Raw genomic sequence first — 13,388 nt, forward strand, 5'->3', positions numbered from 1 at the left:
CGGCTAACGGGCGGGGATCGGCGCCGCGAGCGCGGCGAGTTCTTCGGTGTAGGCGGTGACGTAGGCGTCGGCGAGTTCGTCCGGGACGAGGGATCGCAGGTGGTCGACGGCCAGCAGGATCCGGTCCGACGACGGGTCCTGCACCAGTGCGACGCCGAGGGCGAAGTTCGTCGGTTCGTAGCGCATGTCCGGCTCGCAGCCGATCCGGTCGTCGACGATGCTGGTGGCCGAGCCGGCGAGCCGGCCGAGGGCGTGGAATCGCAGGAACGCGAAGCACGTCTCCAGGCGCGGCCCGGCCATGAGCCGGGCGAGTCGGGCGAACGGGACGCGGCGGTGCGGCAGCAGGGCGACCTCGGCCTCGTGCAGTTCGCGGACGAGGTCCGGGGCGGTGCAGTCAACGACCAGCGGAACGGTGTTGAGGAACAGGCCGTACGCCTCGGTGCCGCTGCGTTCTTCGAGACGGCCGTTCACCGACAGGCCGGTGGTGACGCGGTCGCGGCCGGTGATCCGGTGCACCGCCCGCACGTGCGCGGCCAGGGCGGCGGCCTTGATCGGGACCCCGGCCGCCGACGCGATCGCCGCGAGCTGCGCCGGGGCGTCCGGCAGCACGCGCTCGAGCGTGCGCGGGATCTCCGCCGTCGCGGCTTCCGAGCCGCCCTGGGAGGACCAGAGCGCGCCGTCCGCGCCGTCGAGGCGGTCCCGCCAGAAGCGTTCACTCTCCGCTGACTCCACCGCCGCTTGTTCGGCGGCGACGAAATCGCGGAACGTCGACGCCGGCGGCGGGGCGAGCGGGGCGTCCGGGTCGGCGTGCCGTTCCAGGATCTCGGTGAGCAGGGACGTGAAGCTCCAGCCGTCCAGAATGGAGTGGTGCTCGGCGATGGTCAGCTGGAAGACGTCGTCGGCCAGTCGCTGGGCGGCGACCCGGAACAGCGGTGGTGTCCGCAAGTCGAAGCGCATCGCGCAGAACGTGTCGAACACCTCGGTCACGGCGGCCCGCTGGTCTGCTTCGGACCGTCCACTCAGGTCGGCCGTCTCCACCGGGGTCGGGACTTCGGCGTGCACGAGCTGCATCGGCCGGCGGTAGCCGACGACGTCCAGGCTCGTGCGCAACACGGGATGCCGGGTGATGACCGCGGCCACCGCCGCGCGCAGCGCGTCCTCGTCGAGGCGGCCGGCGACGCGGTAGCTGTTGACGTTGTGGTAGCCGCCGGCGTCACCGGACAGCTCCATGTGGTAGATCATCCCGAGCTGCATCGCGGCCATCGGGTAGGCGTCGACGACGTCACCGGGCAGCTTCGCGACGTCCACTTCGGACAGATCGGCGAACGGGGCCACAAAGGTCTTCTCCGTCGCACACGGTCGCAGCAGGGGCGCGAGACGAGCCGGGGTCGGCGCGGCGAACAGGTCCGGCAGGGTGAGCGTCCAACCGCGGTCGCGCAGCTTGCCCGCCAGGTGGACCGCGCGGATCGAGTCCCCGCCGAGGTGGAAGAAGTTGTCGTGCACGCCCGCGTCCGGGACGCCCAGGACGTCCGACCACAGTTCGGCGAGCAGCCGCTCCCCCGGTGTGCTCGGCGCGGTGTACTCGGACGTCGACCGCGCGACCGGCTCGGGCAGCGCCGCCCGGTCGAGCTTGCCGTTGACCGTGACCGGCAGGTCCTCGAGCACGGTCACCGTCGCCGGGATCATGTGCTCCGGCAACGACTTCGCGAGGAACGCCCGCAGTTCGGCGTACTCCGGCACCGCGCCGGTGACGTAGGCGGCGAGCCGGTCGTCGTGCACGGTGACGGCGCACGCGTCGACCGCGGGATGCTCACCCAGGGCGTGTTCGAGCTCGCCGAGTTCGATGCGGAAGCCGCGGATCTTGACCTGGCTGTCGCACCGGCCGACGTACTCCAGGCCGCCGTCGGCGAGCCGGCGCGCGACGTCGCCGGTGCGGTACAGCCGAGCTCCCGGCGTCGCCGAGAACGGGTCGGGGAGGAAGCGCTGGGCGGTGAGCCCGGACCGCCCCCAGTAGCCGTGGGCGAGCGCGCCGCCGCCGATGTACAGCTCCCCCGGCACGCCGACCGGGCACGGCCGCAGCCGGTCGTCGAGCACGTGCGCCGCCAGGTGCGGCAGCGGCGTGCCGATCAGGCTGCGCTCGAAGCGGGTCACGTCGTGGGTGGTGACGTGCACCGTGGTTTCGGTGATGCCGTAGAGGTTGCACAGCGACGCCGAGAGCCCCAGCGCGGACCAGCGGCGCACGACGGCCGGATCGAGGGCTTCGCCGCCGAGCATCACCTGACGCAACGCCGGCAACGCGGGGCCGGTGCGGAGGGTGGGTTCGAGCTGCCGCAACGCCGACGGCGTCTGGCAGAGGCACGTCACGGCTTCATCCGCGAGCAGAGCGGCGAACGCCTCGGGTGACCGGCTGGTCAGGTACGGCACGACGACCAGGCGGCCGCCGTGGTGCAGCGGGCCCCACAGCTCCCAGACCGTCCAGTCGAAGGCGTAGGAGTGGAACAGCGTCCACACGTCGGTTTCGGTGAACCCGAAGTGCGCGCGGCCGGACTCCATCAGCCGTCCGACGTGCTCGTGGGCCACGGCGACACCCTTGGGGCGGCCGGTCGAGCCGGAGGTGAAGATCAGGTAGGCCAGGTCACCGGCCCGGACCGGCACGCCCGGCCGCTCCGCCGAGTACCCGGCGACGTCCCGCGAGAGCAGGTCGAACACGGGCCACGGCCCCGAAGCGGGTCGGTCGGTGACGACCAGCCGGACGCCGGTGTCGCCGAAGACGAACGCGGCGCGGTCGTCCGGGGCCGCCGGATCGACCGGCACGTACGCGGCGCCGGTCTTCAGCACGGCCAGGATCGCGACGACGATCGCGTCGGTGCGGTCCAGCAGCAGGCCGACGCGATCACCGGGGCGGACGCCGTCCGCGATCAGGGCGTGCGCGAGCCGGTTGGCCCGCCGGTCCAGTTCGGCATAGGCCACGGAAACGCCGTCGAAAGTGACGGCAGGCCGGTCCGGGAACCGGTCCACGGCGTCCTCGAAGGACTCGTGCAGGCAACGCGGCCGATACGTCGTGACGTCGGCCGGCCACGTCGGCGCCAGGTCGATCTTCCACAGTGGACTGTCCGGTTCGGACAGGACGACATCCATGAGAGTGCGCCAGTGACCGGTCATCCGGTCCACCGTGGCGGCATCGAACAGGCTGGTGCGGTACTCGACTTCACCGCGCAGCTCACCGTCGTCGAAAGTGGACCAGGTCAGGTCGAACTTGCTGGTGCCGTTGTGGTGCACCCGCCGGGTCGCGGTGACCGAGCCGAACCGCAGCGGCTCGGAGTCCTCGGCGTGCGCGCCGAAGACGACCTGCACCAGCGGCGCGTGCCGGGCCGAACGTTCGAGGGCCAGCGCGTCGACCACGACGTCGAACGGGACGTCCAGGCAGGCGTACGCGTCGAACGCCGTGTCACGCACCTGTTCCACGAGCTCGCGGAAGCTCGCGGCGCGGTCGACGCGCAGTCGCAGCGGCAGGATGTTGACGAAGTAGCCGATCAGATCGGCCAGCTCCGGCCGGTCGCGGGTCGACATCGGGGTGCCGATCACGAGGTCCGCCGCGCCGGTGTAGCGGTTCAGGAGCGCGGCGAACGCGGCCAGCTGGACGATGAACGGCGTCGCGTCCGCGTCGGCGGCCAGTTCGCCGATCCGCCTCGAGAGGCCGGCCGGGAGCGCGAACTCGCGGGTGTCGCCGGCGAAGTCCTGCTGCGCGGGCGGTTCCCGGTCGGTGGGCACCGCAAGCCGCCCGGGCGCGCCGCGCAGCTGCTCACGCCAGTAGTCCAGCTGGTCGTCGTGGGGTTCGGCGGCGCAGTCGGCGTACTGAGTGGACAGTCGCGGCAGGACCGGTTCGCGGCCTTCGACGACGGCCGTGTAGCTCTCCGCCAGCTCGCGTTCGAAGATGCCGGACGACCAGCCGTCCCAGACGATGTGGTGCACAACGAGGACCAGCGTCGTCGCGTCCACCAGGGAGGCGCGCAGCAGCGGACCGGTCTCGAGGTCGAACCCCGCGCTCAGGTCGAGCTCGCCGCGGCGCAGCGGGATCCGGACGTCGTCGTGGACCGTCTGTTGTGGACCGTCCGGACCGAAGGAGAACGTCGTGCGCAGGACTTCGTGGCGCCGGACGATCGCGGCGATGCTGCGTTCGAGGATGTCCGGGTCGACGGGCGCGTCGAAGGTGAACACCCACGGCACGGTGTAGGCGGCGGAACCCGGGTTCCAGCGGTCGAGGAACCACATTCCGCGCTGGAGCCCGGAGACCGGGACGGTGCGGCCGGTCATGCCCGCACCTCCAGCCGCTGCGCCAGGGCGCGGACGGTCTTGGCCGCGAACACCAGCCGCGGCGCGACGCGGGTGCCGGTCTCGGTGGACAGCCGCAGGGCCACGCGGACGGCGGCCAGGGAATTGCCGCCGAGCCGGAAGAAGCTGTCGTCGACGCCGACCGCGTCGAGCCCGAGCACCTCGGCCCAGATCGCCGCGACCAGGTGCTCGGCCGCCGTGACGGCCGGCTCCGCGGGCGCCTCGGACTCGACCGGAGACGGCGCGGGCAGCGCCACTCGGTCGAGCTTTCCGTTGGCGGTCAACGGAAGCGCGTCCAGAACCGTGAGGCTCTCGGGGATCATGTAGTCCGGCAGCAGCGTCGCGAGGTGGTCGCAGACGTCCTGGTAGCCGGGCGGGGTGTCGCGGGCGACGACGTAGGCCGCGAGCCGCGCGTCGTGCGCGACGACGGCGCAGTCCTTGACGCCGGGGTGGCGGGCCAGCGCGGCGGCGACCTCACCGGGTTCGACGCGGAAGCCGCGGATCTTCACCTGGTCGTCGGCGCGGCCGGTGATGGTCAGCGTGCCGTCCGGGGTCCGGCCGCCGACGTCGCCGGTGCGGTACATCCGCGCGCCCGGCGGGCCGAGCGGGTCGGGCAGGAACCGGTCCGCGGTCAGGCCCGGCTGCCCGACGTACCCGAGGGCCAGCCCGGCGCCGGTCGCGTACAGCTCGCCCGCGGCCGACGGCCGGAAGTGGTCGTCGAGCACGCGGATGTCCTTGTGCGCCACGGGGACGCCGATGGGGAGCGCCGGCGCGCTCAGGTCGGCGGGGCCGACGACGTGGCAGGTGGTGAAGCCCATGCTCTCGACCGGCCCGTAGCCGTTGACGATCCGCACGTGCGGGTACCGCTCGACCAGCCGCGCCACGTGCGGCACCGAGGCCCGCTCGCCGCCGGTGAAGACCACGCGCAGGCCGGCGAAGATCGCCGGGAACTCGTCGACGAGGAAGTTGAACAGGCTGGCCGACAGCTGCAGCTGCGTGACGCCGTGGCGGGCGACGAGCGCGGTCATCGTCTCCGGGTCCGGCCGCTGCCCGGGGTGCAGCACGCAGGTGCCGCCGAACAGCAGCGGGCCGTAGACCTCCAGGCCGAAGGCGTCCCACGACACCGGCGAGCACTGCAGCCACACCTCGCCGGGCGCGAAGAGCGCGTAGTCCTGCTCCAGGTAGGTCCCGGTCAGGGCGCGGTGCGACGCCGCGACGCCCTTCGGCCGGCCGGTGGACCCGGACGTGAACATCACGCAGGCGACGGCGTCGGCGCTGACGGGGAGGCCGAGGTCGTCGTCGGGTCCGTCGGCGGTGACCACGAACCCCCGGTCCACGACCAGCCGCGCGTCGGCCGCGGCGACGGCGTCCGCGCGCCGGGCTTCGGGCAGTTCCGGGTCCAGCAGCGTGTAGCCGGCGCCGGCCTTGAGCACGCCCAGCAGTGCGACGACGAGGTCGGCGTCGCGGTCGATCAGGACGGCGACGACGTCGCCCGCGGTCACGCCCTGGTTGCGCAGGCGCCGGGCGACGCGGTTGGCCCGCGCGTTCAGCTCGGCGTAGGTCAGTTCGGCGTCGCCGGAGACCAGTGCGACGGCGTCCGGGGTCCGGGTGACCTGGTGCTCGAACAGCTCGTGCACCGGGACGTCGAGGTCGCCCGGCGCGGCTTCGTCGTGGAGCGGCACGTCCGGGTCGGTGACCAGGTCGGCCACCGCCATCCGCCACCGGTCGCCCAGCGCGGTGAGGGTGGCGGCCTCGAACAGGTCGGTGTCGTACTCGATCCGGCCGCTGAAGCCGGTGCCGTCGTCCTCGACCGACCACGACAGGTCGAACCGGGACAGCTCGTTGACGTGCAGCCGGCGCTCCAGGGCCGCCGGCCCGAACGGCTCGGGGCTCGGGTCGGCGGTGTGCATCTCGAAGACCAGCTGGAACAGCGGGTTGCGGTCGCCGGACCGCTCCCCCAGCACCCGGCTCGTGATCTCTTCGAGGGGCACGCCCTGGTGGCGGTAGCCGTCGAGGGCGACGCCGCGGACGTGCTCGAGGACGTCGCGCAGGGTCGCGTCCTGCTCGATCCGGAACCGCAGCGGGACGAGCGTGATGAAGTAGCCGATGAGCGAGTCCAGCTCCGGGCGTTCCCGGACGCTGACCGGGGTGCCGAACACGAGGTCGTCGGCGTCGCCGGTGCGGTGCACCGCGAGCACGAGCCCGGCCAGGAGCACCATGAACGGCGTGGCGTCGGCGTCCTTCGCGAACTCTCGGACGGCGCCGGCGAGGTCGGCGTCGAACGCGAAGCGGTGGTAACCGCAGCGTTGCGCCGGCTCGGCCGGCCGGGAGCGGTCGGGCGCGAGGGCCGGGCGGTCCGGGACGCCGCGCAGGTGCTCGGCCCAGTAGTCGAGCTGGGCTTCGGCGATGCCGTTGTCCTGCAACCAGTTCGCGTAGTCGGCGTACTGGACGGCGAGTTCCGGCAGCCGCGGCGCGCGGTCTTCGAGCAGGGCGGTGTAGTACTCGCGCAGCTCACGGTCGAGGACGGTGAGGGAGCCTTCGTCCCAGACGATGTGGTGGAAGACGAGGATCAGGCTCGCGGTCGTGGGCGACGTCCGGACCAGGCGGGCGCGCAGCAGCGGGCCGGTTTCGAGGTCGAACGGCGTGCGGGCGTCGACGGCGGTGAACTCGGCCGCGTCCGGTGCTTCGGTGAGGGTGAACGGGACTTCGAGGCGGGGGTGGATCACCTGGCGGGGCAGGGTTCCGGTGACCTCGAACGTCGTGCGCAGCGCCTCGTGGCGGTCGACGACCCGCTGGAGGGCCCGGTTGAGGAGCGTGGCGTCGAGGGGGCCGGTGAAGTCGAACACCCAGGGGACGTTGTAGGTGGACGTGCCCGGCTGCCACGCGTCGAGGAGCCACAGCCCGCGCTGGAACCGCGAAAGCGGAGCTTCGACGGCCGGCACGCGGACCGGGCCGGGACGGTCGTCGCCGGCGCCGTCGTGCATCGCGGCGGCGAACGCGGCGAGCGTCGGCGCGTCGAAGATCTGGTACGGCGAAACGGGTCCGAAGACTTCGAGGACGCGGCCGGCCACACGGACGGCCGTGAGCGAGTCGCCGCCGAGGTGGAAGAAGTTGTCGTCGAGGCCGACGCGCGGCACGCCGAGGACGTCCGCCCAGATCGCGGCGAGCAGCTGCTCGTCCGGGGTGCGCGGGGCGCGGTGGCCGTTGTCGACGCGGGCCGGTTCGGGCAGGGCGGCGCGGTCGACCTTGCCGGCGGCGGTGAGCGGCAGGTGGCCGAGGGGGGTGAGACTCGCCGGGATCAGGTGCTCCGGCAGGGTCTCGGCGAGGAAATCGCGCATGTCCGGGTAACCGAGCGGCTCCTGGGTGACGACGTACGCCGCGAGCTGGGTGCCACTCGCGGAGTCACGGGGCACGACGGCGCAGGCGGTGACGGCGGGATGCGCGGCCAGGGCGTTCTCGATCTCGCCGGGCTCGACGCGGAAGCCGCGGATCTTGACCTGGTCGTCGGCGCGGCCGAGGAACTCCAGTTCGCCGTCGGCGGTGCGGCGGGCGCGGTCGCCGGTGCGGTACATCCGGCCACCGGTGCGGGGGTCGGGCAGGAACTTCTCGGCGGTGCGGCCGCCGTCGCCGAGGTAGCCGGTGGCGAGGAGCGAGCCGCCCAGGTAGAGCTCGCCTTCGTCGACCGGTTCGAGCTTCTCGTCGAGCAGGTACGCGACGCGGTCGCCGACCGGGGTGCCGACGGTGACCGGCTTGCCCGGCCGGACCTCGTGGACGGTCGAGGTGATCACGGTTTCGGTCGGGCCGTAGGCGTTGAAGAGCCGGACGCCGGTGGTGCGGGTCCAGGCGGCGGCCGCGGCCGGGGAGAGCCGGTCGCTGCCGGAGATCATCGTCCTGAGTGTCTTCGGCACGTCCCTTGAGCTGACCAGGTCGTGGAAGTACCCGGCGGCGACGTTCGCGACGGTGACCCGTTCGGCGTCGAGGAGCCGCCAGAACTCGTCGGCGGAAAGGAGTTTCGCCTCGGGGACGACCAGGCACGCGCCGGCGGTGAGGGCGGTGGTGATCTGTTCGATCGAGACGTCCACTGTGGACCGCGCGAAGCAGAGGACGACGTCGTCGGCGTTGATGCCGAAGCGGGCGGAGACGGCCTCGACGTGCGCGGCGAGCGGCCCGTGCGCGACGGCGACGGCTTTGGGTTCGCCGGTGGTGCCGGAGGTGTGGATGAGGTAGGCGAGGTGGTCGCCGGTGACGGGTTCCGGCGTGGTCCGGGCCGGCGCGGGGCGGGGGTGTGCTGTCGGGGCCGGCCGGCCGCCCGCGGCTGGGCCTTCGCCACGGTTCACGGTGGCTGCCGGGTCCGGCAGGCCGCCGGCGTGCTCGGTGTCCAGCAGGTCGCCGCCGTCGAGGATGAGGTGTGCGCCGGCCAGTGCGGTGAGGCGCTCGGTGCGTTCGGCGGGCGCCGCCGGGTCGAGGGCGAGGTGGACGCCCCCGGCCCGCCAGACCGCGAGCAGGCCGGTGATCTGGTCGAAGCGGTCCGTGCCGCGCACCGCGACGACGTCACCCGGCCGGACGCCCGCGCTGGTCAGGCGGGCGGCGAGGTCCGCGGCCAGGTCGTCGAGCCGGCCGTAGGTGAGCACGCGGCCGCCGGAGCGCAGGGCCGGGCGGCCGGGCCACCGGGCGGCGATCCGCGCGATGCGCACCGGCACCGCGACCGGCGGGCCGGTCAGCTCACCGAGGTCGAAGGAGTCGATCGTCACGGCCGGTTTCTCGTCCTGCACCGACATGCTGGGCTCACCCCGAACTGACCACAAAGGACGGACATGGACTGCGGCTGCCCGTCGTGAGTGTTCAGGGCGGTTAGAACCGCCCTAAACACTCACGACCAGCCGCGGCAGCCTCGCGGGGCTGCGGGAGTGCTGGACGCGAACCGCGCCACTGGGGAAAAACTAAGCGGTGGGAACGGCCCGGACCGGCAGGTCGAGCGGCAGTTCACCGGCGGCACCGGCGGCAGCGGCACCGGCGGCAGCGGCGGCACTGGCAGCGGCACCGGCGCCGGCAGCGGCGGCAGCGGCACCGGCACCGGCACCGGGCCAGACGTCGTCGGCGGTCAAGGCCGCCGGGCGGTACTTGCCCAGGGCGCTGATCAGCAGCTTCGCCTCCAACGCCAGCGCCTCCACCAGCCGTACCAGGCCTTCCGCGCGGTCCTCGTCCACGGCGATCAGCGCCGCTCGGCCGAGGGCTGCCGCGCGGGCCCCGAGAGCCAGGGCCTTGACCACCCGGGTGCCCTCCCACATGCGGCCGCCCGCCAGCAGGCAGCCCGGCGGAGGGCCGATCCGGCGCAGGCACTCCGCCAGGGGCAGTCCGACGTGGTCCAGGAACGCCGTCGGCGCCCAGCCCGTGCCGCCTTCCGCGCCGTCGACCGTGACCGCGTCCGCTCCCGCGGCCCAGGCGACTCGGGTGGCCTCCGCGATGTCGCGGCCCGGTGGGAGCTTCACCCAGACGCGGGCGCGCGGGAAGTTGTTGCGCATCAAGCGGATCTGCTGACGCAGGATCTCGCCGGTGAACGTGCCGGGGCTACCGGAACGCAGCACGCGGTCCGCGAAAAGCTCCGTGAGCGCGTACTGGCCGTCGACACGGGCCGCCGTCACGCCGTCCAGCAGGGTCATGCCGCCCAGGCCCGGCTTCGCTCCCTGGCCGACCTTCAGCTCGAAGCCCAGCCGGCCGGTGGAAAGCAGCGGCGCGGACGCCGGGTCGCTGTACACGAGGTTCCAGACTTCGGCGTCGGCGTCCTCGGTGCTCTGCTGCACCACGACGCCGCCGAGCCCGTCCGGCACCTCGTCCGTGTACGCCCGGACGCGGGTGAGCAGGGCGTTCGCGTAGCCCTTGACCGGCACCACGTTCTCGCCGACGACCATCGGGACGCCGAGCCGGCCGGCCTGCCGGGACGCCGCCACCGCCAGTTCGCTCCCGCCGAGCTGCGTCGAGCCGAACGCCGTCAGGAACACCGGCAGCGACGACGCGAAGCCGCCGATCCCGGTGGTCAGGTCGACGTCGGAGAACAGCGGCTCGCGGCCCAGCTCGATCAGCTTCTCCAGCCGCTCCGGGACGAACACCGGGGGCACCAGCCGCGCCCGGTCCAGCTCGTCACCAGGGGAAGACGCGCCGCCGAACACCTCGCCGCCGTACGCGGATTCCGCCGGGAAGACCGCCGCCGAGCCCCGTGCGGCCCGGGCCCGGACCGCCTCCTCGGGGAAGCCGGCCGCCCTCACGGTGCCACCAGCCCGGGCACCTTCGGGTAGGCGTTGACCCGCCACACCGCGTCGAGGCCGGTGAGGAACCGGACGAGCCGCTCCAGACCCAGGCCGAAGCCCGCGCTCGCCGGGATGCCCTCGCGCACCATGTCGAGGTACCAGCCGTACTTCGCCGGGTTCTCCCCCGTCTCGCGCATCCGCGTGACGATCCGGGCGTAGTCGGACTCGCGCTCGCTGCCGCTGGCCAGCTCGCCGAAGCCGCCCGGCGCGAGGAGGTCGAAGTTGCGCAGGATGCCCGGCTCGCTGGTGGCTTCGCGGTCGTAGAAGCCGCGGGAGCCCTTGGGGTAGTCGTCGACGAAGAACGGCTGGGACGCCTTGCGGGACAACAGCTCCTCGCCCTCCCAGTCGATCTCCGCGTCCGGGCTCTGCGGGTGGCCGAGGTCGTGCAGCCGGGTGACGGCGGCGGCGTGCGTCATCCGGCCGAACGCGCCGGCGAGGACGTCGGCCAGGTCCGTGAGGTCGCGGCCCAGCCCGGTCAGCTCGCCGGGGACGGTCGCGAGCACGTGCTTCACGACGTGCGTCACCAGCCGTTCCGCGACGCCCTGGGCCTGCGCCCGGGTCGCGCCGGCCAGCTCGACGTCGATCTGGTGGAACTCCGCGAGGTGCCGCCGCGTCGAGCACGTCTCGACGGGTTCGGCCCGGACGTTCGGCGCGATGTAGAAGATCTTCGAGAAGCCCAGCAGCGACGCCTGCTTGTACAGGATTCCGCTGGTCATGAGCTTGTAGCGGTGGCCGTAGTAGTCGACGTCCAGCTGCTTCGAGCCGCGGACGCCGGGGTCGGTGACCGGGCCGATCACCGGCGGCAGCAGCTCGGTGAAGCCCTCCCCGCCGAGGAACTCCCGCACCGCGACCAGCACCTGGTGCTGCACGCGCAACGCGCTCCGCGTGACGGGTGAGGCGAGGTGCACGGGCAGCGCGGGTGGCAGCTCGCCGTCGTAGGTGTCGGTCATAACGCTCCTCCGGGTCGGGCCCCGGCCCGGACGGCCGGGGGCGTGTCGAACTTCCGTTCCACATGTGAAAGCGCGGCCAGCAGCTCGGCCGAGCCGGTCCGCCGCGGCCGCGCGCCACCGGGTGCCGGGCCGATCGGCAGGCCGCCGGTGTCCGCCCACTGCAGCCGGCCGGCGGGGTCGAGGTAGCTGCGCGCCCGCCCGGCGTTGTCCGGGTGCAGGCAGTAGGGGATGTCGAGCAGGCCGCGGGCGAACGCCGCCGGCAGCGCGCCGGCGAGGTCGTCGTCCAGGTCCAGCACGGCCTCGACCAGCGTCGCGGCTTCGGCGTGGATCCCGGTGTCCTCGACGTCGGCCCCGGCAGGAGTCGCGGCGGCGACGCGGGCCGCGAGTTCGAGCGCGTCGACGTTCTCCTCGACGGTCGGGATCCGGTGCGCCTCCGCGGCCGTCTTCACGATCAGCCGGGCCGCGCCGGAACGCACCGCGAGCCGCGCGGCGGACGTCAGCAGCCGGGCGGCGCCGTCCGGCGTCCGCGGGTAGACGCCCATGTAGGCGTAGAGCACCACGTGCCACTCGACGCCGGGCAGGTAGCGCGCGGCCAGCAGGCGCAGCGCCCGCACCGCCTCCTCGTCCTGCGCCGGGTCGGTCTGCTGCGCGTAGCTCAATGAGACGCTGCGGATGCCTTGCTGGGCGAAGAAGATCGCTTCCAGGACGCTGATCGCGACCAGCATGCCCGGCGGGCAGAGCTGGCCCAGCATGCAGCCGCCGAACGTCTCGAGGTGGACCGGGCCACCCGTGGCGACCAGCGAACCGCAGGCTTCCACCCAGTGCCGCATCGCCGTCCGCAGCGGGGTGCGGCTGTAGGGCAGGCAGTACGACACCGGGCCGCCCTCGGTCGCGTCGAGACCGGCCGCCACCAGCGTCGCGACGATGTCCTGTGGGCGGGCCGAACCGTGCCGCACCTGGACCGGGAAGTCCGGGCCGAGCACGCCGTCCAGCATCGCGCGGGTCGCCTCGGCGCCGTGCGTGACGAGCGGGAAGCCGTTGAGGGGCGCGCCTTCGGCCAGGGCGCGGGCCGCCGCGACGAGGTCGCCGACGCGGGTGTAGCTGTCGAGCGTCAGGGTGCCGACCGTGGTGGCCGCGGCCGCGCGGGTGGCCAGCAGCCCGGCGCGCATGGCCGACGGCGCCGGGAAGCCCATCCGCGGCTGGACGACCAGGCGGCCCGCCGCGTGCTCCCGGGCGACGAACGCCCCGAACGGCACGCTCACGACGCCACCCGCACCGGCAGCTCGGCCAGGTAGCGGCAGAAGGCACCGATGTCACCGTCGCCGAAGACGCGGTCGAAGCCCGCCTCCCGCAGCAGCGACTCGCGGCCGCTGGTGCCGTCGACGCCGAGCTTGCCGCCGATGACCAGCGCCGCGCCGGCCAGTACGGCCCGCAGGCGCGGGGCCAGCCGGAGGCCGTCGGTGTGGCCGTGGCCGTTGACCGTGCTGAGCACCACCAGGTCCGGGTCCAGCCGGCGGCACTCGCGCACCACGAGGTCGTCCGGGACGCACGCGCCGAGGTTCGTCACCGCGAAGCCGTGCTCTTCGAGCAGCAGCTGCAGGTACACGAGGTTCCAGGTGTGCGCGTCGGAGGCCGTGCTGCTGACCACGGCGACCGGGCGGAGTTCCGAAGTCACGCTGCCGAACCTAAGAGCGGAACCGGGGCCGGACCGGCAGTTGCGGCGGCAGGACGGCGGCGACAACCCGGCGCGGGCGGAAACTGCCGCCGCACTGCCGCACCGGCTGCCGCCGCGTGGTCGCGA

General features: G+C 73.5%; 6 protein-coding genes. All 6 read right to left on the reverse strand.

Going from position 1 to position 13,388, the window contains the following annotated elements:
• Positions 1-3: 3 nt before the first annotated feature.
• Positions 4-4,314, reverse strand: a complete 4,311-nt coding sequence (locus OG494_RS18455) for an amino acid adenylation domain-containing protein (protein ID WP_328457300.1) — start codon at positions 4,312-4,314, stop codon at positions 4-6.
• Positions 4,311-9,110, reverse strand: a complete 4,800-nt coding sequence (locus tag OG494_RS18460; protein WP_328457302.1) for a non-ribosomal peptide synthetase — start codon at positions 9,108-9,110, stop codon at positions 4,311-4,313. The genes OG494_RS18455 and OG494_RS18460 overlap by 4 nt, the downstream gene beginning before the upstream one ends.
• Positions 9,111-9,272: 162 nt before the next feature.
• Positions 9,273-10,595, reverse strand: coding sequence for a glutamate synthase-related protein (locus OG494_RS18465; protein WP_328457304.1), 1,323 nt, complete (start codon positions 10,593-10,595; stop codon positions 9,273-9,275).
• Positions 10,592-11,587, reverse strand: a complete 996-nt coding sequence (locus OG494_RS18470; RefSeq protein WP_328457306.1) for an asparagine synthetase A — start codon at positions 11,585-11,587, stop codon at positions 10,592-10,594. Before OG494_RS18470 ends, OG494_RS18465 begins: the two co-directional genes overlap by 4 nt.
• Positions 11,584-12,849, reverse strand: a complete 1,266-nt coding sequence (locus OG494_RS18475; RefSeq protein ID WP_328457308.1) for a methylaspartate mutase — start codon at positions 12,847-12,849, stop codon at positions 11,584-11,586. Before OG494_RS18475 ends, OG494_RS18470 begins: the two co-directional genes overlap by 4 nt.
• Positions 12,846-13,262 (reverse strand): cobalamin B12-binding domain-containing protein, encoded by a 417-nt coding sequence (locus OG494_RS18480; protein WP_328457310.1) that lies wholly within the window; start codon positions 13,260-13,262, stop codon positions 12,846-12,848. Before OG494_RS18480 ends, OG494_RS18475 begins: the two co-directional genes overlap by 4 nt.
• Between the last annotated feature and the right edge of the window lie 126 nt (positions 13,263-13,388).

The organism is Amycolatopsis sp. NBC_00438, from assembly GCF_036026695.1.
Taxonomy (GTDB): Bacteria; Actinomycetota; Actinomycetes; order Mycobacteriales; family Pseudonocardiaceae; genus Amycolatopsis.

Bases quoted from the DNA above. Each gene is read 5' to 3' on its own strand.
- OG494_RS18470 (WP_328457306.1), bottom strand. From the start codon at position 11,587: ATGACCGACACCTACGACGGCGAGCTGCCACCCGCGCTGCCCGTGCAC.
- OG494_RS18460 (WP_328457302.1), bottom strand. From the start codon at position 9,110: ATGTCGGTGCAGGACGAGAAACCGGCCGTGACGATCGACTCCTTCGAC.
- OG494_RS18455 (WP_328457300.1), bottom strand. From the start codon at position 4,314: ATGACCGGCCGCACCGTCCCGGTCTCCGGGCTCCAGCGCGGAATGTGG.